The sequence below is a fragment of the Streptomyces sp. NPDC104581 genome (assembly GCF_055583685.1).
Map to the genome: position 1 here is coordinate 9,891 of NZ_JBVJNN010000053.1, position 24,952 is coordinate 34,842.

The following is a 24,952-nucleotide window of genomic DNA, read 5'->3' on the forward strand; positions in this document are numbered from 1 at the left end:
GGGGGTGCATCCTCGTCGTTACCTGCTTGGGTTGGGGGGTGGTGTGGTTCGGGATCTGGTTACCGTGCGGCTCCCATACTTGTTGCGGGGGTATTGGCGGGGCCGGACCCCGCGGGGGTGGCCCCCCCCCCCACCGGGATGACGGGCCGTGGGCGCGCGGCGGCCGGCCGCACGCCCACGAATCCGGGGCGAGGCATCGTCAGCGCGCCTCGTAGCGGCGTTTGTGTCCGCCGATCCCGGCCAGCCGGAACGGTCCGGTGGTCTGCGCCGAGGTCCGGTGGTCGCCGCCGTCGGCCGGGAGGGACCGCTCGTGCAGCTCGCGGTAGCCGGCGTGGTCCAGCGGCTCGCGCCGGTCGATCGCCTCCCGGTTCGCCGCGGTCCGCAGGCGCTCGCGGTACCCGGCGACAACGGTCCCGGAGAAGAACTCGGCCACACTGCCGGATCCGTAGCTCAGGAAGCCGACGGCCCGGCCCGCCAGGTCGTCCGCCTGGTCGAGCAGCGCGGCGAGACCCAGGTACACCGACGCCGTGTAGCTGTTGCCGATGACCCTGTTGTACGCGGTGGTCCGGCCGAGCGCCTCGGCGACCGCGTCCTGGCCGGCGGCGTGCCCGCAGAAGTTCAGCAGGTGCCGGTGCGCCTTGTGGGCCATCTTCGTGAACGGCTGGTGGTAGACGAACGCGGCGAACTCCTCCAGCGAGCGACCGTCCTGCTGCGCGTAGTCCTTCCAGGCGCCTTCGAGGGCCTGGAGGTAGGCGTTGATGGACTCCTGCCCGTCGACCAGCGCGGTCTCGCGGTAGTTGGGCCGCCAGAAGTCCATGACGTCGGCCGTGTGGAGACCCGACGGCTCCTCGATACGCACCAGGCCGGGATCGGCGCCCACCAGCATGGCCACCGCCGCGGCGCCCTGCGTCGCCTCACCGGGGCTGTCCAGCTCGTACTTGGACACGTCGCTGGCGAGGACGAGGACCTGCTGGGCGGGGTCGCGCCGCACCAGGCCGATCGCGAACTGGAGCGCCGCCGTCGCCCCGTAGCACGCCTGCTTCAGCTCCACGACCCGGCAGGCCGGCTGGAGCCCGAGCAGTGAATGCACGTACACACCGGCGGACTTGGCCTGGTCGATCGAGGACTCCGTCGCGAACACGACGGTGCGTATGCGGCCCGCGCCGTGCCGTGCGACCAGCGGCGCTGCCGCGGTCGCGGCCATGGTCACGATGTCCTCGTCGGCGGCCGGCACGCTCATCGACTCCTGGCCGATGCCGATGTGGTACTTGCCGATGTCGGTGCCGTTGTGCGCGGCGAGCGCCGCGTGCGGCAGGACGAACTCGGTCGTCGCGAGGGACAGGTCGTGGATTCCGATGGACTGGGGCATGCCTATGCACCCACCTTTGCGGTCGTGTTGTCGCGTTCCAGCTGGATGTGCGCGCGCATGAGTTCACCGGGGTTGGTCTGCGCCGCGAGCAGCGAGAGTTCACCGCAGAGCACCGTGGCCGCCGCGATGACCGCCAGCCGGCGCGCGTTGTCCCCCGGTTCGCGGTCCTCCCGGCAGCCGAGCCGGGTCAGGTTCGTCTCCACGAAGCCGAGGCCCTTGCCGTTGCCGACGGTGCCCACGATCAGATTGGGCAGCGTGCAGGCGAAGTAGAGGTCGCCGTCCCGGTCCTCGGCCATGGTGACGCCCTGCGAGCCCTCGATGATGTTGGCCGCGTCCTGGCCCGTGGCCAGATAGAACCCGAGCAGCATGTTCGCGAAGTGGGCGTTGGCCGAGCGGATGCCGCCGGCGAGGAGGGTGCCGAGGAGGTTCTTGCGGATGTTCAGCTCGGCGATCCGTGCGGCCGTGGTGTGCAGGACACCGGTCACCACCTCGCGCGATACGAGGAGTTCGGTGACCACGTTCTTCCCGCGGCCGAGGATTCCGTTGACCGCGGTGGCCTTCTTGTCCGTGCAGTAGTTCCCGGAGATCGAGCCGTAGGAGATGCCGGGAACGGTCTCCAGCAGGTGCTTCAGCAGGACGTCGGAGGCGAGCGTCGCCATGTTGTGCCCGGAGGCGTCGCCGGTGGCGAACTCGAACCGGACGAACAGCAGGTTGGCGTTGATCTCGTGCCGTACGCCGATCAGCCGGGCGAACCTGCTGCACTCGCGCACCAGTTCCCGCAGCTCCTCCTCCCGCGCCTCGATGTTCCGCGCGGCCATGAGCGCCGTCCGCGCGTCCGTCGCCTCCACCAGCACCGAGCGGGTCATCCGCTCGTCGACCAGAGTGGCGACGATGCCCTCGTCGGCCAGCATGGAGACCTTCGCCCCGCGGCCCACGGACGGCCACAGCGGTGACTCGTAGGTGGCCAGCGGTACCTGCGTCTCGGTGGTGGTGATGTTCCCCGAGATACGCACGGGTCCCACCCACCGCATCGGGACCCCGGCTATGGCGTGTGCGTCGGTCATCGTGTGCTTTCCCTTCAGTGCGTGGAGCTTCTCGCCGGAACGGGACCGGCGAAGGCGCCCGGGCCCGGGGCGGCGAGGGAGTCCGGTACGGGGCCGGGGCGGGTGCCCGAACGCCGGGCGAGCCGGTGCGGGTCGATGCCCCGGTCCGCGCAGAAGTCGCGCAGTTCGCCGCGGATCAGCAGATCGCAGCGGGTGAGATCGGCGGGGGTGCGCGCGCCGAGCATGGTCTGGAGCGCGGCCAGTTGGTCCAGCCACGCCGTGAGCTGCCCGACCAGCGCCGGGACACCGCCGTCGAGCAGTGTGCGCAGGAATCCCGCGGACGAGCCGACCGCGCGGGCACCGAGCGCCAGCGCGCGCGTCACGTCGAGCGGATGGCGCACACCGCCGGAGGCCAGTACGGGAAGGGTCAGGCCCTGCGCGTCCAGCAGACAGGCACAGGTGGACTGGCCCCAGCCGCGCAGGTACGCGTAGTCGGCGGCCTCCCGGCGGCCGTTCTCGATACGGGCGAAGTCCGTGCCGCCGCGCCCGCTGACGTCCGCCGCCCGCACCCCCAGGTCCTGGAGTGTCAGCAGGGTCTGGCGGCTGAGCCCGTTGCCGACCTCCTTGACGATCACCGGGATGTCGAGCGCCGCGGCGATCCTCCCGATCTGCGGGCCCCACGCCGAGAACGACCGGTCGCCCTCCGGCATCGGCGTCTCCTGCGCCGTGTTGACGTGGATCTGGAGGGCGTTCGCCTCCAGCAGGTCGACGGCGCGCCGCGCGTTGTCGACCGATGTCGTCGCGTTGATGTTCGCCATCACGAACCCGTCCGGGTTCTCCTCGCGCAGGACGCGGAACGTGCCCGCGCACGAGGGGTCCTTGAGGTAGGCGTTCATGGACCCGGACGCGATGGGCACCCCGGTCTCACGGGCGGCGGTGGCCAGGTCCCGGTTGATCGCACCGGTCTTGACGCTGCCGCCGGTCATCGCGTTGATGTAGATCGGCACCGGCCAGTTGATCCCGGCGAACTCCGTGGCCAGGGACACGTCCGGCCGGTCGATACCGGCCAGGGCGTGGTGGACGAACGACACCTCGTCGAACTGGTTGTGCCCGCTGTGCCCGTGGTGCTGCTCGATGGCGAGCCGGACGTGGTCGTCCTTGCGCTGAGCGCTCATTCCTCGGTCCCTTCCAGGGCGGGACGCAGGGGCAGGGGCAGTACCCCGGCCCTCTCCCACCGTTGCCGTAGATGTGTGATCTCCCGCGCCGCCCCGGCGTCCAGCAGCGCGATGCCGCAGTCGCCGCCCCCGGCCCCGGAGGGCTTGGCCGCGCCCCCGGCCGCCTCGGCCGTGTCGCACAGTGCCGTCAGCGCGGGGGTGAAGACGCCGAGGCCGACCTCGTCGTCCAGCCGCGCCAGCTCCTGCCGGGCGCGGCGGATCTGGTGCAGCAGTCCCGGACCGTCACCGGTGTCGAGGGCGGCGACGGCGGAGTCCACACAGTCGACCGTGGTCTCCACGAACTTCCGGTGCGACGGGGTGCCCCGCCAGGGGCGGCGGTGCAGGGCGGAGACCATGGACGCGGTGGAGGCGGGGCTCCCCGTCCAGCCGACCTCCAGCGACAGGCTCCCGGGCGGCGGCAGCCGTCGCACCGCGTGACCGGGCCACGGCGCGCGCAGCGCCCCGTCGATCCCCAGGTGCCGGGCCAGGTCCAGCACCTGGGTCCGGTCCGGTGCCCGGTACTCGATCCAGCCGCCCCACGTACTGGCGGCGAGATCCCCGCCGGAGCCCTTGGGGTCGAGTCCCGCGTTGGCGAGCAGGGCCAGCCGGAACAGCTCCCGCCGTGGCAGCCGCAGTCCGCAGAACTCCGCGACGGCCCCGACGGTGGCCACGGTCACCGCGCCGCTGGATCCCAGACCGAACTTCCTGCCGTCCTCGTGCAGCCGGCTGCTGACCGACACGTCCAACGGGGGCACCGGCAGGCCGCGTTCGGCCAGCAGCAGGCCCACCGTCTCGATCGCCGACACGACGTGCGCCGGCGCGGCACGCTCCCGGCTCCCGTCACCGGCGCCGTGGAGGACGAGCCGCCCCTCGTGCCGGCGCCACCCCACCCGGCGCCCGCCGAGGTCCGAGGAGACCACCACATCGGCCGCGCCGACCTCCGCGCCGGTGACGGTGACGGTGACGTGCCGGTCGACCGCCACGAGGATCGCCGGGTTGCCCGGCTCCACCACGGCGTACTCGCCCGCGACGAACAGCTTGCCCGGCGCGCGCCGTACGACCGTGCGCCGCGACGCCGTCACGCGTCCTCGCCCAGCAGGCGGGCGCCGGGGCCCGGTCCGGCGACCAGGACCGTGTCGTCCGGTACGGCGTCGCGTACGGCTCTCGCCACCCGCTCCGCGTCCACCCGGCGGCACAGCACCTTCACGTTCGGCCCGGCGTCCATCGTCGAGTAGGCCGCGACGCCCTCGCGCCGCAGCCGGAGCACCCTGTCGAGCACGGTGACCGTGGCGGGCGACATGTAGCGCACCGCCGGCCGGGCCGCCAGCATCGTCGCGTGCATCCCGAGCGCGTTGCGTTCCGCGATCTCGCCCACCGCGTCGATGTCGCCCCGCCGCAGCGCCGCCCGTATGTCCGACAGATCGGCCTCGCTGGACGCGACCCACGGCCGGAACAGCGGTGACGTGTCGACCGTGCGGCGCATGGCCTGCCGGCTGGAGACCTCCTTGGGACCGGCGTTGACGACGGCGACGACCAGCGCCGGGTCGAAGTTCGCGGCGGGCACCGGCTCGGCGTACGAGGCGAGGTCCGCCTCCGCGGCCGTGCCGGCGTCCGCTCCGGAGTGCCAGACGGCGAAGCCGCCGAACACCGACCGGGACGCGGACCCGGACCCCCGCCGCGCCAGCCGGGACAGCGCGGTGGCGTCGAGGTCCAGCCCGTACGCGGCGGCCGCGGCGACGGCGAGGGCGGCGAACCCGCTGGCGGAGGACGCCAGACCCGCCCCGGTGGGCACGGTGTTCTCCGTGTCCACGACCGCCCTCACGTCGCTGCCCGCCCTCTCCCGCACCAGCTGGAGGAAGGCGGCGATGCGCCGCAGGGTCTCGCCCGTCGCGGGCACGCCGTTCAGCGTCGCCGTGTCGTGCCCGGCCCCGGGGGCGAGCCGCACCCGGGTGGTCGTCTCCAGGAGGTCCAGCGTCATCGACAGGCTGGACGTCCAGGGCAGTACGAGACGCCGGTCGCGTTTGCCCCAGTACTTGATCAGCGCGATGTTCGGGTGCGCGACGGCGGTGGCCTCATCCGCCGCGCTCGGCCCGGAAGGCGCCGCCACCGGGGCGGTCGAGTGGTCAGTGTGCATGGCTGTCGAGCCCTTTCAGCGGTACGACCCAGGTCTGTACGGCACCGGCCTCGTGCAGCCGCCGGGTGACCTCCCTGGCCTGCTCGGGCCGGGTCTGCGCGATCACGCAGCCGCCCAGCCCACCTCCGGTGATCTTGGCGCCGAGACTGCCCGCCTCCAGCGCGGCCTCGACCAGCGTGTCGATCCGCCCGGTGCTCAGGCCGGCCGCGCGGAGCAGTTCGTGGTAGTCGGTGAGGCAGGAACCCAGCTCCCCGGGATCGCCGTCGGCGAGCGCCTGCCGGCCCGCCTCGGCCAGCTCCGTCGCCCGGCCGACGAAACGGTCCCGCGCCCCGGCGCGGCGCCCGAATCCCGTACGCAGCAGCTCGACCGCCTCCTTGGTGCTGCCCGCGGTGCCACTGTCGGCGAGGATGAACAACCCGTCGCAGCCGACGGCCAGTTCCTCCGCCCGGCCCGCCTGGAACAGCAGCGGCCGCGACGCGCCGACCGCCATGGCGTCCACCCCGCTGGCCCGGCCGTGCGCCACGTTCTCCGCCGTCTGCACCAGGTCGAACACCGCGCCCGGGGTCAGTTCACGGCCCAGCAGATCGGCCAGCGCCAGGACGACCGCGCGGGAGACGGCCGCGCTGGAACCGAGCCCCCGGCCGTGCGGGACCGAACCGTCCAGGATCACCTCCAGGGACGGCGGCCCCGGCACCTCCAGGCGTGCGACGAACTCCTCGGCCAGCCGCCGCAGCCCGTCGGACGCCTGTGTCACCAGCTCCCGCGACGCCGAACCGGTCATCGTGAAGGCCAGGCCGCCCCGGGCGCCGGAGGCGCCGGACGACCACCCGGCGCTCGCCGTCACCGTGAGCTGCGGGACCGGCAGGGCGAGCGCCGGCGCCCCGTAGACGACCGCGTGCTCGCCCAGCAGGATGGCCTTGGCGTGGGCGCGCCCGATACCGACCGAGCGGGCCCGGCGGCTCTCCGACAGCCCCTCGGCTGCGATCGGTGGGGTCAACGCACCCAGCTCCCTCTGTCATCTCTCGTGGCGTCGCGTGCGTCGGCGGGCGATCCCGGCCCGGTCATCCGTCGACCCCTTCGCGCCGACGCTTCATGAGCCTGCGGAGGCCGAGCCACTCACGCATCTCCCAGGAGTGCCCCGCGGAGCACGCGATGTGCCTGCTCCCGGCGGTTCCGCCGCCCTGCGGCAGGGCGCTGATCGTGCCGGGGCAGCCGTCCACCACGCACTTCCTGATGACGGCGTGCAGCGCGCTCGGCGCGGGGTCGACGGTCTGCCGCAGTTCGACGGCCAGCCCCTCGATCTCGTCCGCGAAGTCGGCGGCCGGCGGCTGGGCCACGAGCCAGTCGAGGTGCCGCAGCAGAAACCGCGCGAGGTGCGGCACCGTACGCGGCGGGGGAGCGGTGCCCAGCTTCTCCGCGACCATCCCCGACCACGATTCGAGCACGGTCAGGGCGCGGTGACGGGTGTCGAGCACCGAGACGTTGAGGTGATCGCGTCCCCGGCTCGACGAGACCTTCGTCGGGTTCGTCCGCCTGACCGTCGGTGAAACCTGGTGCAGGCATTCCTGGTGGAGGGCGGGAAGCGCGCGGAGCTGGCCCTCGACGCGTCCGGCGCAGGTAGCGCAGAGCACGGGACCGGCGCTGCCTGCGGTCTCGCGGGCGTGGCCTCTGGGACAGGTGTGAAACGTCATCGAAGCTCCTTCATGAGGCGGATAGCCCCCGGCAACCGCTGTACGTCAGATGGATCTCCACATTCCGTTCCGTGCCCTGATCCGGCGGGGTCGTGCCCCGCGGGCAGTCCCATTAGCCGACCGGGGACTGGAGTCCCGATAGAGCGCCGTTCGGGGCCCGGTGGTGGAGGACGACGCCGCGGAACCCGGCCCCGGCGACCGGCCCTTGAGCCGTTCGGGCCCCGGCGCCTCCAGCCGGCTTCCAGGCGGAACCGATCCCTGATCGAGCGCCTGCCCCGACGGTGACCGAGGAAGGAGGAACTGTGGACCGTACGCACGGAGAAGAAGGCGCGGCGGACGTCCGACTCCCCGCGGGACCGCCGGTGACGGCCGGCACGGCTCGTCTGGAGGTGTGCCTCGTCGGCGCGGGCCCCCGGGGCCTGTCCGTACTGGAACGGCTCTGCGCGCAGGAGCGGAAGTCGCCCCGCTGGGACAGCGTCACCGTGCGTGTCGTCGACCCCGACCCGGCGGGCGCGGGACGGGTGTGGCGCCCGACGCAGTCCCGCCATCTGCTGATGAACACCGTCGCCTGCCAGGTGACCGTCTACACCGACGCCAGCGTGCGCATCGACGGCCCGATGGAGGAGGGGCCGAGCCTCTACCAGTGGGCCAAGGCCCTGGATTCGGGCACGCTGGAGGCGGGCCGGGAGACCGCCCACGACGGACAGGTCGTTGCCGAGGCGCGCCGTCTGGGCCCCGACTCCTACCCCACCCGCGCGCTCTACGGTTCCTATCTGCGCTGGTCGTTCGAACGGGTCGTGGCGGCGGCCCCCGCCCATCTGACGGTGCTCGTCCACCCCGTACGGGCCGTCGCCCTGGAGGACGCGGACGCGGAGACGGACGCGGCCACCGGTGACGCTGCCGGCGCTCCGCAGACCGTCACCCTGGAGGACGGCACCCGGCTGACCGGACTCTCCGCCGTCGTCCTCGCCCAGGGCCACCTGCCCGCCCGGCCCACCGGCACCGAACGGCGGCTGGCCCGGTTCGCCGCCCGGCACGCGCTGACGTACGTGGCCCCCGCCAACCCCGCCGACGTCGACCTCTCGGCCGTCCGGCCCGGCCAGAGCGTGCTGCTGCGCGGACTGGGACTCAACTTCTTCGACTACCTGGCCCTGTTCACCCAGGGGCGCGGCGGTGTCTTCACCCGTACCGGCGGCCTGCTCGTCTACCGGCCCTCCGGCCGCGAGCCGCGCCTGTACGCCGGCTCCCGCCGCGGTGTGCCCTACCAGGCGCGCGGCGAGAACGAGAAGGGCGCCCACGGCCGCTACCTGCCCCGGCTCCTGACCGCCGAGCACATCGCCGCGCTGCGCCGTCGCCGGGACACCGGCGGCCCGGCCGTCGACTTCGCCGCCGACCTGTGGCCGCTGGTCTCCAAGGAGGTGTGCGGCGTCTACTACGCGGGCCTGCTCACCGCACGCGGCGAACCCGCCCCGGCCGCCGAGGAGTTCACCGAGCGGTATCTGCGCGCCGAGCCGGGACCGGCCGAGGACCGGCTCCTGGACGAGGCCGGGATCGGCCCGGCCGAACGCTGGGACTGGCAGCGGGTCGCCCGCCCGTACGCCCCCGGCGACGTCACCGGCCCGGCCGCCTTCCGCCGCTGGCTGCGCGGCCACCTCGACGACGACGTCCGCCTCGCCCGCCAGGGCAACGTCGGCGGACCGGTCAAGGCCGCGCTCGACGTCCTGCGGGACCTGCGCAACGAACTGCGGCTGGCCGTCGACCACGCCGGTCTGACCGCCGCCTCCCACCGCGACGACCTCGACCACTGGTACACGCCGCTCAACGCCTATCTGTCCATCGGCCCGCCGGCGTCCCGCGTGGAGGAGATGGCCGCGCTCATGGACGCCGGCGTCCTCGATGTGACCGGCCCCGGACTGCGCGTGGCCGCCGCCCACGACCCGGCCGGGCCCTGCTTCACCGGGACGTCGACCGAGACGGGCGCACGGGTGCGCGCCACCGTCCTCATCGAGGCCCGCCTCCCCGAGATCGACCTGCGGCGCACCGCGGACCCGCTGCTGGAGCGGCTGCTGCGCACCGGGCAGTGCCGTCCCCACCGCGTACCCCACGGCCGGGGGGACGCCGGCGCCGAGGACTACGAGACCGGGGGCCTCGCCGTCTCCGCGCGCCCCTACCACCTGATCGACGCCCGGGGCGTACCGCATCCCCGCCGCTTCGCCTACGGAGTGCCGACCGAGTCGGTGCACTGGGTGACCGCCGCGGGCATCAGACCCGGCGTCGGCTCGGTCACGCTGGAGGACTCCGACGCCATCGCGGCGGCGGTCCTCGCCCTGCCACCGTGCCGCCCACCGGCCCCGGCGGAGGGCGGGACACGTGACCTCCCCGCGTGAGGCCCGCTGTGGTGGACCCGGTCTGTGCCGGGGCCGCCACGGAGTGGGTGGTGGGGTGGACTCCGGAGGCGTTCATGGCTGTCGGCTCCGGGGACCGCGCCGGTGCGTGGCCGGTGGTGTGCCGTCTCGCACATCCCGACGGGGTCCGTTCCGCGTGCGGCACCCGCGCTGTCAGCGACCCGCTCGGCGCCGAAGGCGGCGGACGCTCATGCTGTCCGCTGTGTCGCGCTGATCGCCATGGTGGCCAGCTGGTCCTTCGCGCGGCCGACCGCGCTGCTCGCCCGCAGTGCGGCGAGGGCCCGCTCGGTGCGGGTGGCGATGTCGCGCTCGACGTGGTCCACCGCTCCCACGCCGGTGATGATGGAGCGCATCGTGGCCAGCTCGTCCCCGGAGATCTGTCTCCCGATCCTGGCTCTGAGGTACTTCGCCGCGTCCGGGTCCCGCGCGTCGGCGTATCCGAGGGCAGCCGCGAGGAGCAGGGTGCGCTTGCCCTGGACCAGATCGTCACCGGACGGCTTGCCGGTCTCCTCGGGTGAGCCGAACACCCCCAGCAGGTCGTCGCGCAGCTGGAACGCGACGCCGATGTCGACGCCGAACGTACGGTAGGCGGCGACGAGTTCGGCATCCGCTCCGGCGATCGCGGCGCCGATGTGCAGCGGACGCTCCACCGTGTAGGAGGCCGTCTTGTACTGGTCGACCAGTACCGGCGTGCGGAGGTCCTCGTCGCCCGACGCCTCGGCGGTCAGGTCGAGCACCTGACCGCACAGCACCTCCGTGCGCAGGGCCGACCACACCGGAGCCACCCGCTCCAGCTCCCGTGCCGGCAGCCCGGACGTACGGATCATGTCGTCGGCCCAGACCTGGGCCAGATCCCCGATCAGGATCGCGGCGCCCGTGCCGAACAGCTCCGGGTCACCGGACCAGCACCGCTCCCGGTGCCGGTCGGCGAACAGCACGTGCGGGGAGGGGGAGCCGCGGCGCGTCAGGGACGCGTCTATCACGTCGTCGTGGATCAGTCCGTACGCGTGGAACAACTCCAGCGCGGAGCAGGCGCGAAGGACGGCCCCCGCGTCGGCCCCGTGCTCGTCGCCGCCCGCGCCGATCCAGCCGAGCCAGGCGAAGGCCGGCCGTACGCGCTTGCCACCGCGCAGGACGAAACCCTCCAGTTCGGCGACAACGGCCGCGTACGCCGGGCTGATCGCCTCGGCCTCGGCCCGGCGGGCGCCGAAGAACTCCCGGAGCGCGGCGTTGACGGCGTCGGCCCGCGGTGCGGACCCGGTGCGGGGTCGGGTGCTGGTCATGCTGTCCCTTCTCGGTGGACGGACGGGAGATCAGCCGGCCCGGGGCCAGGGACCCGGGTCATCCGCGGGTCCGCACCGGTCCATGCACTTCCGCGAGTATGGGTCGGGCGACTTGAGGTCCGGTCGAGCCGGGCCGACCGCCCGTTTCGCTGCTCCGCCGGCTCCGTCCGCCACGGACACGGTTCCCCCCTGCCCATAGGGTGACCGGGTGGCCAGTACGGAGAAGACCCAGCAGGCGGCGGACACCGGCGTCGAGCCCCGCAGACAGGAACTGCAAGCCCTGGCGGTCCGGCTGCGGCGGATGAACGGTGAGTTCAACCGCATCGCGCACGGTTTCACCGCCGATCAGGGGCTGCACGCCACGGACGTCCAGGCGCTGGCCGCGATCCTCGATTCCGAGACGCCGCTCACGCCGGGCCGTCTGCGCGCGCACCTCGGTCTGACGTCCGGTGCGGTCACCGCGTGCCTGGACCGGCTGGAGAGGGCCGGTCATATCCGCAGGGCCCGCGAGAGCACCGACCGGCGTGTGGTGCACCTGCACTACCTGCCGGACGCCCGGTCGGCGGCCCGCGCCCATTTCATGCCGCTCGCCCAGGCGGCGGCCCGGGCCCAGGAGCAGTTCAGCGGCGACGAGGTCGACACGGTGCTGCGGTTCCTGGACGCTCTCAACGCCGAACTGGGGCAGCTCCGCCAGGAGCCCTGAACGCGGTCCTGAACGCGGTCCTGAACCCGGCCCGCACCGAGGCCCGGCCGCGGTGCGCGTCCCGCGGGGCGACCCGCGCGAAAACTATCTTGATGATTGAGATAGTCTGCGATCAAGGTAGTGCTCGACCCTCGCATCCGGGAGCGCAATGTCCACGTCCACACGGCTCGCGCGATGGCTCGTGCCCGCAGTACTGCTCGTCGCCTGGCTAGGGATCGGCGGGACACTCGGTCCCTACGCCGGCAAGCTCGGCGAGGTCGCGACCAACGACCAGGCTGCCTTCCTGCCGCAGAACGCCGAGTCGACCAAGGTCATCGACGCGCAGCGGGCCTTCCGCCAGGACGAGACCCTCCCGGCCATCGTCGTCTGGACGGCCACGGACGGCGGCCGGGTGAGCGCGGAGCAGCGTCAGTCCGCGACCGGCGCCCTGGCCTCGCTCGAAGAGGTGAGCGGAACCGTGGGCCCCGCCTCCGCGGCCATCCCCTCCGAGGACGGCGAGGCGCTCCAGGGAGTCGCCCAGCTCCGCCCCGACCTCGACGACCGACTCCCCACCGTGCTGGGGAAGATCACCGAGGCGGCGGAACAAGTGCCCGGTACGACGGTGCGGATCGCCGGCCCGGCGGCCAGCCAGGCCGACCTGTCCGACGCGTTCGCGGGTATCGACGGCCTGCTTCTCGGAGTCGCCCTCGCGACGGTGCTGATCATCCTGCTCGCGGTCTACCGGAGCGTGATCCTCCCCCTCGTCATCATCGTCGGCGCCGTCCTCGCCCTCGGCCTCGCGTGCGGCGTCGTGTACGCCCTGGCGGAGCGGGACATCGTGCGCGTCGACGGTCAGGTGCAGGGAATCCTGTCCATCCTGGTGATCGGTGCCGCGACGGACTACGCGCTCCTGCTCACCGCCCGCTTCCGGGAGGAGCTGGAGCGGCGGGAGGACCGCGTGAGCGCCATGCGCGCGGCGCTCCGGGAGTCGGCGGGCACGATCGTGGCGAGCGCCGCCACCGTGGCCCTCGGCCTGGTCGCGCTGCTGCTCAGCGACCTGACCAACAACCGCGCGCTCGGGCCGGTCGGCGCCATCGGCATCGTGTGCGCCGTTCTCAGTACGCTCACGTTCCTCCCCGCCGTGCTGGTACTGCTCGGCCGCGGCGCCTACTGGCCCGCTCGTCCGAAGCCCGCGGGCACGGCCGAGAGCGACGGCCGCGGCCGTGGCGTGTGGCCCCGGGTCGCGGCACTGGTGGACCGCGCTCCCCGTAAGGTCTGGGCCGTCACACTCACCGGGCTGCTCGCGTGCGCGGCCTTCGCGCCGACCCTCGACTCGAAGGGCGTCCCGCTCGACGAACTCTTCGTCAACGACGCGCCGTCCGTCGCCGCGCAGGCGGCACTCAGCGAGCACTTTCCCGGCGGCTCGGGCAACCCGGCCGTCATCGTCGCCGACGCCGGCACGGTCGACCAGGTCACCTCGGCCGCCCGCGGAACCGACGGTGTGGTGACCGCGTCCCCCGTGACCGAGTCCGGGCGGCCCGGTGCCGGAGCACCGCAGACGGCCGGCGGCAAGGTCCGGATCAACGCGACGCTCGAAGCCCCAGCGGACAGCGACGCGGCCAAGGAGACCGTCGCCCGGCTGCGCGAAGCCGTCCACGCGGTCCCCGGGGCCGATGCCCTGGTCGGCGGTTACACCGCCCAGCAGTACGACACCCAGCGCACGTCCGAGAGCGACCGCATGCTGATCGTGCCCGTCGTGCTGGCCATCATCCTGGTCATCCTCATGGGGTTGCTCCGCTCGTTGCTGATGCCCGTGCTGCTGGTGGCGACGGTGGCACTGAACTTCCTGGCGACACTGGGCATTTCCGCACTCGTCTTCGAGGGGGTCCTCGGCTTCACCGGTACCGACGCCTCGGTGCCGCTGTACGGATTCGTCTTCCTCGTGGCGCTCGGCGTGGACTACAACATCTTCCTCATGTCGCGCGTCCGGGAGGAGTCGCTGAAGCGCGGCACACGCGACGGGGTCCTGCGCGGCCTCACCGCGACCGGCGGTGTCATCACCTCCGCGGGCATCGTCCTCGCCGCCACCTTCGCCGCCCTCGGCGTCATCCCGCTCGCATTCCTGCTGCAGATCGCCTTCATCGTCGCCGTCGGTGTCCTGCTGGACACCCTCGTCGTGAGGTCGCTCCTGGTGCCCGCGCTCGTCCTGGACATCGGGCGGAAGGCGTGGTGGCCCGGTGCCCTGAGCCGTGACCCGGAGCCGGGGACCCGGAGGGACGAACCGGTCACCGCCGCCCGGCACTGAGTCCGCCCGGCGCTGAGTCCACCCGGTCGGCCGGGTGTGGCGGTTCCGGGTACGCCAGCGGCGGACCGCGCGTGCAGCGCGGTCCGCCGGTGGTGCGTCACTTCACGGGGCTCCGGGGTGCTCGGCCGGGGACCGTCCCCGAGCGCCGGTCGTGAGAGGTGCTAGATGATCGTGGCGCCGTAGACGCTCAGGGCCTCCGTGACGGGCTGGTAGAACGTGGTTCCACCCACGCTGCAGTTGCCACTGCCGCCGGAGGTGAGGCCCAGCGCGGTGTTGCCCGAGAAGAGCGCGCCACCGCTGTCGCCCGGCTCGGCGCAGACGTTGGTCTGGATCATGCCGTACACGATGCCGCTCGAACCGTAGTTGACCGTGGCGTTGAGGCCGGTGACCGAACCGCTGCGCAGACCGGTGGTGCTGCCGCTGCGCTGCACGGACTGGCCGACGGAGGCGTTCGCGGCGCCCGTGATGTCGCGGTACGTGCCGTTGTACAGGTAGACCCGGCCGTCGGCCGCCGACTGGTTGGAGTGGCGGATGATGCCGTAGTCGTTGTTCGGGAAGCTCGTGCCGGTGCGCGTGCCGATCGACCAGCTGGAGCTGATGTTGGTGCAGTGACCGGCGGTCAGCGCGTGGTTCACGCTGCCTACCCGCACGTTGAAGCCGAGCGAACAGCGGCTGCCGCCCGTGGTGATGGCCTCGCCGCCGGCGATCAGCGGGGTGAACTTGCCGGGGGTGCGGTTGACCGTCAGTTCGGCCTTGGAGTCCGCCAGCGCGCCCTTGACCTCGGCCAGTTCGGCCTTCGACACGGTGCTGTCGACGGTCACGACGATCTTGCCCGTCTTCGCGTCGGTGTACCACGCGGTGCCGGCCACGTCCGCCTCGAGAACGGCGGAGCTGGCGTCGGCGAGCTGCGACGCGGTCGCCTTGGCCTCGGGGGCCGGGGCGGCGACGGCCGAGGGGGCCGCGAGCGCGACGGCGGTCACCAGACCGGACGACACGGCGAGGAGGCGAGCCCGTCTGGACGCGCCGGCGAGGGGGGAGAAGCGCTTGAAGATCACGTGATCCTCCGTAGGTATGGGGGATGGACAGCCCATCGGGTGAGGTTGGGCAGTCGGTGCGTGCAGGTCCCTGATCAGCGGTTGCTGGGCGTGGACCTGTCAAGTTGCGCGGTTGGAATATTTGACGTCCACGGCTCCGGATGCAAGGACGACTTCCGGACCGCGGGCGCAGGGGCGCTCAGGGCCGGATGCCCGTCACCGCGCCCCGGCCGGGGCGCGGTGACGGCGCTTCGGGCGGCGCCGCGGGGGTGTTGCTGCAAAGCGCCCACCGGCTGCCGGAATTGCACGTTCCGCGCCTTGAATTCCCCCTTGGGGCGGCTGGTTTGAGCCTGTTTGCAGCGTCTTCACAGAAGGGGTGCGACGGGTCCCGTTGCGAACACACATGGTCCACACCTCGGTTGGTCCCCTGGGGTGCGTTGCACCTGTTGAGGCGGCTGCGCCGAGAGATGCGGCTTCCGTGACTGAGCCGTATGCATGACCTTCGATTGAATTGCCCATGTACTCAACATGGCCGAATCTTTGCCTCCGCCCCCACGGTGCCATCGCTCTGAGCCAGTGATGAGCCCGTCTGAGCCAGGGATAAGTCCGGCGGAGCGCTCTTGCGAAGGCCCGCGGGGGTGTGCTGCGCGGGCCCGTGGCGTGGGCCGGCCCCGCTCCGGATCAGCCGCGGGGAAGGGGAGGCGGTCGGGTCGCTGTCCGTATGCGTCCCGCCGAACGCGTGTTTACGCTGGTATGAGTTGTTTGCCGCGGACCCCTCGCGAGGAGGCGTGTGATGGCGAAGGTGCTCTTCATGGTGAGCGGAGCGGCGTACTGGGTGCTCAAGGACGGCACCAGATACGCGACGGGATACTGGGCCGAGGAGTTCGCGAACCCGTACCGGGCGATCACGGACGCCGGTCACGAGGTGGTGGTCGCGACACCGGGCGGCGTGATCCCGACCGTCGACATGATGAGCCTGCGCCCGGCGATGGCGGGTGGTGAACAGGGTGCCCTCGAACTGGAGGGCGTCATCCGCGACGCGGAGGTGATGCGGCGGCCGATCGCGCTCTCCGACGTCCGTCTCGAGGACTACGACGCGGTCTATCTCCCGGGCGGCCACGGTCCGATGGCGGACCTGGCGTTCGACGCCGACGCGGGCCGGCTGCTGACCGCGCAGCTCGCCTCGGGCAGGCCGCTCGCGATCGTGTGTCACGCCCCCGCCGCGCTGCTCGCCACCAGGATCCACGGCGAGTCACCCTTCAAGGGCCGCAGCGTCACCGGCTTCACCAATGAGGAGGAGGAAGGGGTGGGGCTGGCGCCCAGGGCGACCTGGCTGCTGGAGGACGAACTGAGGGAGAGCGTCGGCGTCGACTACAGCCGCGGCGAGACCTGGAAGCCGTACATGGTGGAGGACCGCAATCTCGTCACCGGGCAGAACCCCGCCTCCGCCGGGGTCCTCGCGAAGCGCCTGCTGGAGGTCCTCGGGTGAACCCGCCCGCGCGTCCCGCGCCGAAGTCCGCGTGCGGTGCTACACCGTGTCCCGGTGCAGTCCGGCGTCGTGGGCGATGAGCGCCGCCTGCACCCGGTTGTCGCACCCGAGCTTGGTCAGGATCCTGCTGACATAGGTCTTCACCGTGGCCTCGCTCATGTGCAGCCGCTTGCCCGCGTCGGCGTTGGACAGGCCCTCGCCGAGCAGGGCGAGTACGTCGAGTTCCCGCGCGGTCAGCCCGTCGAGGCGCTGTCTGGCCTCCTCCGCGCGGGCGGTGGCCCCCGGGGACGCCAGGGAGTCCACCACGTGCCGGGTCGCGGTCGGTGACAGATAGGCGTTGCCGGCCGCCGCCGCGCGCACCGCCTGGATCAGCTCGTCGGGCGCGGTGTCCTTCAGGAGGAACCCCGCACTGCCGTGACCGAGCGCGCGCAGTACGTTCTCCCGCTCGCCGAACGTGGTCAGGATCAGGACCCGTACGTGCGGCGCGGCCCTGCGCAGCTCGGCCAGGGCCGTCAGCCCGTCCATCACCGGCATCTGGATGTCCAGCAGGGCGACGTCGACGGCCGTGCCACGGGCTGTCTCCACCGCCTCGCGGCCGTTGTCCGCCTCCGCGACCACGTCGATGTCGTCGGCCGAGGTGAGGATCATCCTGATTCCGGCGCGGATGAGCGGCTCGTCGTCGGCGACGAGGACCCGGATCACGCGGCCTCCTGCGCGGTGTCGGTCGAAGCGGATGGCATGGAGGGGCCATCATGCCCTATCGGCAACACCGCGCCGGACCGGACCGCACCGACCGCGAGCGCGGTCGCGGTCGCGGACCAGGGCCAGGGACCGGCGGCCCCCTGTCCCCGGACCCGCGGGCCTCTTTCCCCGGACTCGGGCCCCGCCACCGGGACTTGGCGGGTCAGCCCTCGTCCTGGAAGGTCTGCTTGGCGACCAACTCCCCGTCGGCGAAGCAGAACCGGAAGATGGTCGTGGTGTCGTCGGGGTCGTCGGACGCGAAGTGGCGGCAGGTCGCGCCCTTGGGAGGCCGGGGGCCCCTGTCCGCCAGGTCCGAGGTGAGGAGCGAGCTGCCCTCGGGCAGCTCGGCCTGCACGTCGGACTCGGGATCGCCCACCTTCGCCGCCTCGTACACGCCCGGCGGTATCGTGGCCTTCTTCACTTCGTCCATCAGCGCGCTCACCCCCCACACCCCCAGGGCGACGGTGCCCAGGACGAGGACGACGGCGGTGACGGCGCAGCCGATGGCCAGGTTCTTCCTGCTGCTCATGATGGCGGCCAACTCCCCTTGTGTATGACTGAGGTTGATGTCCGCCCCACTCTTGTCCGCCGTCCCCGCCGCCCGCTGTCCCACAAAGTCGCCGTCCGGTGCGACGGAGGTCGCGTCGTCCGGGCGGGCCGGTCCGTCGTCGCCGGTGCCGTAGGGCAGCATGCCCGCGATACGGAAACCGCCGTCCGGGGTGGGCCCGGTGTGCACCATGCCGCCGACCAGCCGGGCCCGCTCCCGCAGTCCCGTCAGCCCCTGGCCGCCGCTGACCGCGCCCGGCGCTCCCGGTGGCCCGGCCGGCGCGGGCCCGTTGGCGACCTCCACGACCAGGCTGTCCGACTCGTAGCGCAGGGCGAGGGTGATCGGGGCGCCCGGGGCGTGCTTGTGGGCGTTGGTGAGGCCCTCCTGGGCTATGCGGAACGCCGTGTGGTCGGCGGCGGGCGCCAACGGCCGCGCAGCGCCGGACCGTCGCACTTCCACGGTGGTGCCGGCGGCCCTGGACGACGCGACCAGGCCGTCGATGGAGGCCACCGCCCGGGTCGGCGGACGTTCGCCGCCCGCGCTTCCGACCGCCTCGCCGGCCGTGGACGGTGAGGGCCCGGCCCCCCTCGCGGCCCGCCCGCCGTCCTCGCCGGGCCGGCTCCGGTCGTCGTCCCGGTCCTCGTGCAGGATGCCGACGGCCTCGCGCAGCTCCCTCATCGCCGCCACCGAGGCGTCCCGCAGGACCCGGACCCCTTCCCGCTGGCGGTCGGTCAGGTCGGGATCCACCTGGAGGGCGCCCGCGTGCACCGAGATCAGTACGAGCTGGTGGCCGAGACTGTCGTGCATGTCCTGCGCGATACGGCCCCGCTCCAGCAGGCGCGCCTGCTGCGCCACCATCGTCTGCTCGCGCATCAGCTGGACGTTGTTGCGCCGCTGTGCCTCCAGCAGTGACCGGCGCTGCGCCCGGTAACGGGCCGTCAGACCGGGCACGATCGCCAGCATGAAGAACACCGCCGTGCTCAGCAGGCCCGAGAGGGGCAGCGACAGGCCGGAGCCCGCCCTGATCTCGTCGTAGGTGGACAGCGCGGTGTTCAGGGCGAGCGCGGCGGCGTAGGCGGCGACGGTCCGCCCGGGTTTCAGGATGCGGCTGCCCGCCGACCAGCTCGCGTAGATCAGCAGCGGCAACGCGGCGGGCAGCACGGCCGCCGCGCAGGCCGAGACGACCAGCACCGTCGCCGGCAGCGCGCGCCTGACGAGGGACAGCACGGCGATGCCCGTGACGAGCGCGGCGGTCCGCACACCGAACCCGTCCCACGCGGCGTCCAGCAGCCCCGCGAAGCCGGCGAGGACGACGGTGAGCACGCTCTCCCCGGCGATCCGGCCGCGGCTCCACGGGGAGGCGGCGGCGAGCCGGAGTCGCAGCGGCACGGCGGTGCGGGCGGTATGAGCTTCGTCCAGTTCCACGCGCCGACGATAGTCAGCGCCCGGAGGCGCCGCATCATCCCGGAGTCGTGCCGGCGAACGACGAAAGTCGTCAGGCACCCGTGGGACGGCTGCGGTCGAGCGCGCCGACAGGGTCCCCGTCGGTCGCGCCGGGCCGCGACTTCCGGAGGCTGTCCCGGACCGCCGTCGCGATCACGATGGTCCAGCGGCACACCAGCGCCGACGGGCGGTCCGCGACGGGGCCGCGCGGGAGACGAGAAACGGGAGACCTCACGTGGACAGCGGGCGGCTTCAGAAGCACGAGAAGTTCGGCATCCGGCAGAAGACGACCCTGATGGTCAACCAGTACGTGGTGACCGCGGTCCCGCCGGACGGCCCGGCGGACGAGGTCGTCGCCTTCGCCCGGCAGAAGCCGCTGGCCGTCAGGGAGCAGGTGACCCTCTACACCGACGAGTCCAAGGAGCATGTCCTGTGCACCTTCGAGGCCGACCAGGTCCTCGACGTCGGGGCCGTCTACGCCGTACGCGACGAGACGGGCGACCTCATCGGCTCGTTCCGCGAGAAGCCCGTCGCCTCCCTGCTCCGCTCGACGTGGGTCCTGGACCAGCCGGGTACCGCGGAGCTCACCGGGCGCGAGCGCAGTGCGGTGGTGGCCGTGCTGCGCCGGGTCTGGGACTTCCTGCCGTTCACCGACTTCGTGCCGTTCCTGTGGCCGTACCACTTCGACTTCACCGAGGGCGGCAAGCGGCTGATGTCGTTCGACAAGAAGTTCGGGCCGCGCGACCGGTACGTGCTCGACATCGCGGACCCCGGCATCGACCGCCGCCTCGCCATCGCCCAGGCCGTGGCCCTGGACGCACTCCAGTCACGCTGACGCGACCGGGCCCCTACGATGGCCCCATGGCGCCGATCAGGCAGGTTCAGATCACCTTCGACTGCGCGGAACCCGAGCGCGTCGCCCGTTTCTGGTGCGAGGTGCTCGGGTATGTCGTACCGCCGCCGCCGGAGGGGTTCGCCGGCTGGGGCGATTTCGACCGCTCGCTGCCGGCCGGGCGTCAGGGCGCCGCGTTCGCGTGCGCCGATCCCTCAGGGGTGGGCCCGCGGCTGTTCTTCCAGCGCGTGCCCGAGGGGAAGACCGTCAAGAACCGGGTGCATCTCGACGTACGCGTCGGCACCGGGCTCGTGGGGGAGGAGCGTCTGGCCGCCCTTGAGGCCGAGTGCGTACGGCTGGTCGCGCTCGGCGCGGTACGCGGGCGACTCCTGACCGCCGACGGCTACAACGAGTCGTGTCAGTTGATGCGGGACGTCGAGGGCAACGAGTTCTGTCTCGACTGAGCCCGGTCGCGGCTCCCCTTCGCGGGCCGATCGGCGCCGTCCCTCACCGCGGATCGATGTTTTGCGCCATCCACGGCCGGTATTCGTGCACACAGGCATGTCCGTTTTTATGTGGCAAAGAGGCCTGTGCTTAATCGTTTCGGCTCGCGGGAGTGGCTGTCGAGCGGCATCTGACCGACCGGATCAAGTGGCTTGTTTTCGACGTTTGGGAAATCTCGATCCAGGGGTATCGATCGACCTTGATTTGATAATTTCCATTTGAAGTACCTTTGTGTGGAGTGGCGTTCCGAAATCCGCGCTTCGGTGAATATTCGACATCGCCCGGAAAGCAATGCACGAGAAGGAGTGTCACCTTTTGTCAGGCATAGCGGGTATGGACGCGCCGCTGCGGAGACTGCGGTCGATCGTCGCCGATGTTCTGGAAACCACCGAAGAGAGCATCGAGGACGACGCGCTCTTCTTCGAGGACCTCGGTATCGACTCCCTGGAGAAGACCGAGATAGTCGTCCGCGTCGAGCGCGAATTCGATGTGAAGCTCGGCGCCGTCGACGCGGCGGCCATGCGCAGCGTGGAGGACTCCGTAGCGGTGCTGCTGGGCAGGACGAACGGTCTCCCGGCGGAGGGGACCGAGCGTGTCGATCTCGTCGAGCGGCTGGTCGGATCCCACCTCGCCCAGGAGCGCGGCGGGCGGATCGCGTACACCGACCCCGATGCCGGCGACGTCTCCTACCGCGCCCTGTACGACGCGGCCCTGCACTACGCGGCGACGCTGGCCGCGAACGGAACGCCCGTCGGCTCACGTGGACTCGTCGTCTCCGACGACTCCGTCACCACCGTCGCGGCCGTCCTCGGCATGTGGTGGCACGGATGCGTACCTGCCGTCGTCAGTCCTCTCCTCACCGACGAGGAGCTGGCCTACATCGCCGACGACTGCCGGGCCGAAGTGATCCACCTGGACGCCCCGCCCAAGCGCCTGCGAGCCCTCGAAGCGCTCTTCCCGGAACACCGCCGGATCACCGGCGACGGAATACGCCGGGACGCCGCCGGCGCCCGTGACCGGGACGGCGCCGGATCCACCGTCCGGGACGGGAAATCCGCCGCCCCGTGGCCGCCGGACCGTGAGGCGCTGATCCAGTACACGTCGGGAAGTACGGGTCTGCCCAAGGGAGTCAGACACAGCGCGGGCGCCATCGCGGCCGTCCTGGCCGGGTTCGGGTCCTCGCTGGCGCTGCGCGAGGACGACATCGTGCTGTCCACGGCGCGCATGTCCTTCGGGTACGGATTCGGCGCGACGGTCCTCTTCCCCCTCGCGGCGGGCGCCCGTACGGTCCTCCTGCGCGGCGGCATCGACCTGCACACCGTGACGGCCGCCCTGGAACGGTACCGGCCGACGGTCCTCTGGTCCGTGCCCCGTCTCTACGCCGCGATGGTCGACGCCGCGAGCACCACCGACGGGGGCCCGCCGACGGAATCGGTGCGGCTGTGCGTCGCCGCCGGCGAGAACCTGCCCGCGCGGCTCGGCGAGCGTATCCGGGAGACCTTCTCCGCAGGCCTGATCAACGGCCTCGGCGCGACCGAGGTGCTGCACATCGTCGTCGCCACCCCCGCCGACCGCCCCCTGCCGGGGACCATCGGCCTGCCCGTGCCGGGCGTGCGGGCCACCATCCGCGACACCGGCGGCCTCCCGGTGGCCGACGGAGTCGAAGGACGGCTCCACATCACCGGGCCCACGGTCGCCCTCGGCTACATCGGCCGGCCCGAAGCCGCGGCGGGGACGTTCGCCGACGGCGGTGTGTACACCGGTGACATCGCGGTCCGCGCCGGGGACGGCACCCTCTCGCACCTGTGCCGCGCCGACGACCTGCTGAACCTGGGCGGCTACAAGGTCCCGCCCGGCGAGATCGAGGCGGTGGCACGGGCCGTCGAAGGCGTCCGGGAGTGCGTGGTGGTGGGCCGGGCCGACGCGCACGGGCTGGAACAGGCGGTTCTGTACGCCGTCGCCGAGAGCGGAGCCGACACCGACGAGATCCGCCGCTCCATCACCGCCGCCATCCGCACCGGGCTGGCCCCCTTCAAACGCCCGGCACGGGTGGAGTTCCTCGACCGGCTCCCCGTCACCTCCACCGGCAAACTGGCCTCCTTCCAGCTCCGGAACCGGGTGACCCAGCCTTGACGTGGGACATCACCGGCACCGGGGCGGTCGCCAACATCGGCCGCACACCCGGGCAGATATTCGACGCGCTCTGTGCCGGACAGGAGACACGCGCCCCGCTGAGAGCGTTCGACAGCGGCAAGTACCGGACCCGCCACGCCTACGAGATCGACGACCGCGCCGACGGCCGGGACGAACCCCTGCGGGCGACCAAGTGGCTGGTCCTCGCCGTACGGCAGGCCCTCGCCGACGCCGGTCTGCCCGACGACCTCTCCCGGACGCCGGTGCTCGTCGGGACGACGCTCCGCGAGCAGCGCAGTGCGGAACTGTGGTGGACGCGGGGCGACTCCGTCCGCCCGGCCGACCTCCACTTCGGCGGCGCCCTGCGCGAGGCGTTCGGGGCCGTCACCACGTACACCTTCGCCAACGCCTGCTCCGCCTCGCTGTACGCCCTGGGGCTGGCCACCGACATGATCGAGTCCGGCGCGACCGACACGGTCGTCGTCGCGGGCACGGACGCCCTGACCGAGAGCGCCTTCGGCATGCTCGACCGCGTGCAGAACGAATCGCCGCAGACGCTCCGGCCGTTCGACGTCTCGCACAAGGGGATGCTGATGGGGGAGGGCGCCGTCGCGGTCGTCCTGCGGCGCGCGGGCACGCACGACGGGCGCGCCCTCGCCCGGCTCAGGGCCGTCAGCATGAACTGCGACGCCCACCACGCCACCGCGCCCGACGCCGACGGCATACGGGAGGCCGTTCTCGACGCCCACCGGCGTGCCGGTGTGGGAGCCGGCGACATCGACCTGGTGATGCTGCACGGCAGCGGGACGCCCCGTAACGACGAGACCGAGGCCGCCGTCCTCTCCGAGGTGTTCGCGGGCACGGACCGCGGCCCGCTGATGACGGCCATCAAATCCATGACCGGCCACACGCTCGGCGGATCCGGGCTGCTCAGCGTGGTCGTCGCCGTCCTGGCCATGGCACGGAACACCGTGCCGCCGGTGCTCGGACTCGCCGAACCCATCGAACAGGCGGCCGGACTGGGGCTGGTCCGCGGCACGGCCGCCGCCGCCGACATCACCACCGCGCAGATCAACGCCTTCGGACTGGGCGGCATCAACGCGGTCGCGCTGGTCGGGGCCGCCGCGTGACCGGCGCCCGGGCGACCGGCGGGGCAGGCCCGCGCGGGACCGTCGTCACCGGCGTCGGGCTGGCCGTCCCCGGCCTCGGCTCCGTGCGGGACCTGCTCACCGAACGGCCCCCCGCGGACGGCTTCGATCCGGCGACGGCCCTGAAGGGCCGGGAGATGCGCAACAAGGACCGCGCCTCGCGCCTCGGCCTGTACGCCGCGGGGCAGGCGCTCGGCGACAGCGGACTGCTCGACGGGAACGGTCACTTCCCCGGGGCCACGGCCAATGTCACGGCCGTGGTGGTCAGTTCGAACCTGGGCTCGTTGCAGACGGTCTGCGACTTCACCGACACCATCGCCCGCTCCTCGGTCACTGGACTGAGCCCGCTCGGCCTGCCGCAGACGTCGAGCAATGTCGTCGCCGGCTGGGTCGCCATCCGCTACGGACTCCGCGGTCCCAACCTCACTGTCTGCAACGGCGCCACCAGTGGTCTGGACGCCCTGCACTGGGCCCGGAACCTCATCGAGGCGGGGCGCTGCCGGAGAGCGGTGGTGGTCGGTGTCGAGCCGGCCACCGAACACGCCGACAAACTGCTCGGTCGTACGGCCCCCGACGTGGCGTGCGCCGTGGTGCTCGAATCGGAGGCCGAGGCGTCCGCGCGCCGTGCGGACGTCCACGCGTATCTGTCGGCCTATACGCGCGGTTCCGCACTCGCCCCCACCGTCGCGCTCACCGAGTCCCTGGCCCCCGTCCCGGTAGGACTCCGGCTCACCGGGGGGCCCGCGGGGCCGCCGGCCGCCCCGGACGGGCCGGGTCTCGACCTCACCGCGCGACTCGGAGAGTGCTCGGGCGCGCTGGGAGTGCTCCAGGGCGCGGTCGGCGCCACGCACATACGCACGCACGGAACGGGAGCGGTGCTCGCGTTCGCCGGAGGCGCCGCCGACGACGACGCGGCGGCCGCCCTCCTGCTGACCGGTGGAAACAACGAATGAGG

At 72.5% G+C, this 24,952-nt stretch carries 20 protein-coding genes; 9 read left to right on the top strand and 11 right to left on the bottom strand.

Translation table 11 applies throughout. The features are described from left to right. Positions 1 to 199: 199 nt before the first annotated feature. From ACZ61E_RS29315 to ACZ61E_RS29345, 7 genes are all read right to left on the bottom strand, one after another. A complete protein-coding gene (locus tag ACZ61E_RS29315) occupies positions 200 to 1,369 on the bottom strand; it encodes a hydroxymethylglutaryl-CoA synthase (RefSeq protein ID WP_469703076.1) in 1,170 nt (389 codons plus the stop codon). 2 nt (positions 1,370 to 1,371) lie between these two features. After that, positions 1,372 to 2,433, bottom strand: a complete 1,062-nt coding sequence (locus ACZ61E_RS29320; protein ID WP_469703077.1) for a hydroxymethylglutaryl-CoA reductase — start codon at positions 2,431 to 2,433, stop codon at positions 1,372 to 1,374. A gap of 14 nt (positions 2,434 to 2,447) precedes the next feature. Continuing rightward, the gene (gene fni / locus ACZ61E_RS29325; RefSeq protein ID WP_469703078.1) at positions 2,448 to 3,587 is read right to left on the bottom strand and encodes a type 2 isopentenyl-diphosphate Delta-isomerase; all 1,140 of its coding nucleotides are present in this window, start codon (positions 3,585 to 3,587) and stop codon (positions 2,448 to 2,450) included. Further along, a complete protein-coding gene (locus ACZ61E_RS29330) occupies positions 3,584 to 4,708 on the bottom strand; it encodes a phosphomevalonate kinase (RefSeq protein WP_469703079.1) in 1,125 nt (374 codons plus the stop codon). The genes fni and ACZ61E_RS29330 overlap by 4 nt, the downstream gene beginning before the upstream one ends. Further along, complete coding sequence (gene mvaD / locus ACZ61E_RS29335; protein ID WP_469703080.1) at positions 4,705 to 5,760, bottom strand: diphosphomevalonate decarboxylase; 1,056 nt, start codon at positions 5,758 to 5,760, stop codon at positions 4,705 to 4,707. Before mvaD ends, ACZ61E_RS29330 begins: the two co-directional genes overlap by 4 nt. Beyond that, positions 5,750 to 6,757, bottom strand: coding sequence for a mevalonate kinase (gene mvk, locus ACZ61E_RS29340; protein WP_469703081.1), 1,008 nt, complete (start codon positions 6,755 to 6,757; stop codon positions 5,750 to 5,752). The genes mvaD and mvk overlap by 11 nt, the downstream gene beginning before the upstream one ends. Positions 6,758 to 6,821: 64 nt before the next feature. After that, positions 6,822 to 7,451 (bottom strand): hypothetical protein, encoded by a 630-nt coding sequence (locus ACZ61E_RS29345; RefSeq protein ID WP_469703083.1) that lies wholly within the window; start codon positions 7,449 to 7,451, stop codon positions 6,822 to 6,824. 362 nt (positions 7,452 to 7,813) lie between these two features. On the opposite strand from ACZ61E_RS29345, the gene ACZ61E_RS29350 reads away from it, so the two are divergent. Continuing rightward, the gene (locus ACZ61E_RS29350; protein ID WP_469703114.1) at positions 7,814 to 9,838 is read left to right on the top strand and encodes an FAD/NAD(P)-binding protein; all 2,025 of its coding nucleotides are present in this window, start codon (positions 7,814 to 7,816) and stop codon (positions 9,836 to 9,838) included. 206 nt (positions 9,839 to 10,044) lie between these two features. On the opposite strand, the gene ACZ61E_RS29355 is transcribed toward ACZ61E_RS29350, so the two are convergent. Further along, on the bottom strand, positions 10,045 to 11,139 hold the full coding sequence (locus ACZ61E_RS29355) for a polyprenyl synthetase family protein (protein WP_469703085.1): 1,095 nt from the start codon (positions 11,137 to 11,139) through the stop codon (positions 10,045 to 10,047). A 208-nt stretch (positions 11,140 to 11,347) separates the two neighbouring features. Here ACZ61E_RS29355 and ACZ61E_RS29360 point away from each other — a divergent pair, with 208 nt between their 5' ends. Together ACZ61E_RS29360 and ACZ61E_RS29365 are read left to right on the top strand one after the other, a co-directional pair. After that, entirely contained in the window at positions 11,348 to 11,842 is a 495-nt protein-coding gene (locus ACZ61E_RS29360) for a MarR family winged helix-turn-helix transcriptional regulator (protein WP_469703086.1), read from the top strand. 148 nt (positions 11,843 to 11,990) lie between these two features. Further along, on the top strand, positions 11,991 to 14,126 hold the full coding sequence (locus tag ACZ61E_RS29365) for an MMPL family transporter (RefSeq protein WP_469703087.1): 2,136 nt from the start codon (positions 11,991 to 11,993) through the stop codon (positions 14,124 to 14,126). A gap of 161 nt (positions 14,127 to 14,287) precedes the next feature. On the opposite strand, the gene ACZ61E_RS29370 is transcribed toward ACZ61E_RS29365, so the two are convergent. Continuing rightward, positions 14,288 to 15,181: a S1 family peptidase gene (locus ACZ61E_RS29370; RefSeq protein ID WP_469703088.1), complete on the bottom strand. Its 894-nt coding sequence runs from the start codon at positions 15,179 to 15,181 to the stop codon at positions 14,288 to 14,290. Between the two features lie 772 nt (positions 15,182 to 15,953). Here ACZ61E_RS29370 and ACZ61E_RS29375 point away from each other — a divergent pair. After that, positions 15,954 to 16,649: a type 1 glutamine amidotransferase domain-containing protein gene (locus tag ACZ61E_RS29375; RefSeq protein WP_469703089.1), complete on the top strand. Its 696-nt coding sequence runs from the start codon at positions 15,954 to 15,956 to the stop codon at positions 16,647 to 16,649. A gap of 39 nt (positions 16,650 to 16,688) precedes the next feature. On the opposite strand, the gene ACZ61E_RS29380 is transcribed toward ACZ61E_RS29375, so the two are convergent. Continuing rightward, positions 16,689 to 17,351, bottom strand: coding sequence for a response regulator transcription factor (locus ACZ61E_RS29380; RefSeq protein WP_469703090.1), 663 nt, complete (start codon positions 17,349 to 17,351; stop codon positions 16,689 to 16,691). 202 nt (positions 17,352 to 17,553) lie between these two features. After that, positions 17,554 to 19,362 (bottom strand): sensor histidine kinase, encoded by a 1,809-nt coding sequence (locus tag ACZ61E_RS29385; protein WP_469703092.1) that lies wholly within the window; start codon positions 19,360 to 19,362, stop codon positions 17,554 to 17,556. Between the two features lie 253 nt (positions 19,363 to 19,615). Between ACZ61E_RS29385 and ACZ61E_RS29390 the strand changes: the two genes are divergently transcribed. The 5 genes from ACZ61E_RS29390 to ACZ61E_RS29410 all read left to right on the top strand — a co-directional run bounded on the left by ACZ61E_RS29390 (position 19,616) and on the right by ACZ61E_RS29410 (position 24,950). After that, on the top strand, positions 19,616 to 20,215 hold the full coding sequence (locus ACZ61E_RS29390; RefSeq protein WP_469703093.1) for an LURP-one-related family protein: 600 nt from the start codon (positions 19,616 to 19,618) through the stop codon (positions 20,213 to 20,215). Between the two features lie 26 nt (positions 20,216 to 20,241). Further along, positions 20,242 to 20,676: a VOC family protein gene (locus tag ACZ61E_RS29395; RefSeq protein ID WP_469703094.1), complete on the top strand. Its 435-nt coding sequence runs from the start codon at positions 20,242 to 20,244 to the stop codon at positions 20,674 to 20,676. 355 nt (positions 20,677 to 21,031) lie between these two features. Next, positions 21,032 to 22,849: an AMP-binding protein gene (locus ACZ61E_RS29400; RefSeq protein ID WP_469703095.1), complete on the top strand. Its 1,818-nt coding sequence runs from the start codon at positions 21,032 to 21,034 to the stop codon at positions 22,847 to 22,849. Further along, on the top strand, positions 22,846 to 23,979 hold the full coding sequence (locus ACZ61E_RS29405; RefSeq protein WP_469703097.1) for a beta-ketoacyl synthase N-terminal-like domain-containing protein: 1,134 nt from the start codon (positions 22,846 to 22,848) through the stop codon (positions 23,977 to 23,979). The genes ACZ61E_RS29400 and ACZ61E_RS29405 overlap by 4 nt, the downstream gene beginning before the upstream one ends. Further along, a complete protein-coding gene (locus ACZ61E_RS29410; protein ID WP_469703098.1) occupies positions 23,976 to 24,950 on the top strand; it encodes a beta-ketoacyl synthase N-terminal-like domain-containing protein in 975 nt (324 codons plus the stop codon). Before ACZ61E_RS29405 ends, ACZ61E_RS29410 begins: the two co-directional genes overlap by 4 nt. Positions 24,951 to 24,952 lie beyond the last annotated feature (2 nt).

Bases quoted from the DNA above. Each gene is read 5' to 3' on its own strand.
- ACZ61E_RS29315 (WP_469703076.1), bottom strand. From the start codon at position 1,369: ATGCCCCAGTCCATCGGAATCCACGACCTGTCCCTCGCGACGACCGAG.
- ACZ61E_RS29320 (WP_469703077.1), bottom strand. From the start codon at position 2,433: ATGACCGACGCACACGCCATAGCCGGGGTCCCGATGCGGTGGGTGGGA.
- fni (WP_469703078.1), bottom strand. From the start codon at position 3,587: ATGAGCGCTCAGCGCAAGGACGACCACGTCCGGCTCGCCATCGAGCAG.
- mvaD (WP_469703080.1), bottom strand. From the start codon at position 5,760: ATGCACACTGACCACTCGACCGCCCCGGTGGCGGCGCCTTCCGGGCCG.
- ACZ61E_RS29345 (WP_469703083.1), bottom strand. From the start codon at position 7,451: ATGACGTTTCACACCTGTCCCAGAGGCCACGCCCGCGAGACCGCAGGC.
- ACZ61E_RS29355 (WP_469703085.1), bottom strand. From the start codon at position 11,139: ATGACCAGCACCCGACCCCGCACCGGGTCCGCACCGCGGGCCGACGCC.
- ACZ61E_RS29365 (WP_469703087.1), top strand. From the start codon at position 11,991: ATGTCCACGTCCACACGGCTCGCGCGATGGCTCGTGCCCGCAGTACTG.
- ACZ61E_RS29375 (WP_469703089.1), top strand. From the start codon at position 15,954: ATGGCGAAGGTGCTCTTCATGGTGAGCGGAGCGGCGTACTGGGTGCTC.
- ACZ61E_RS29395 (WP_469703094.1), top strand. From the start codon at position 20,242: ATGGCGCCGATCAGGCAGGTTCAGATCACCTTCGACTGCGCGGAACCC.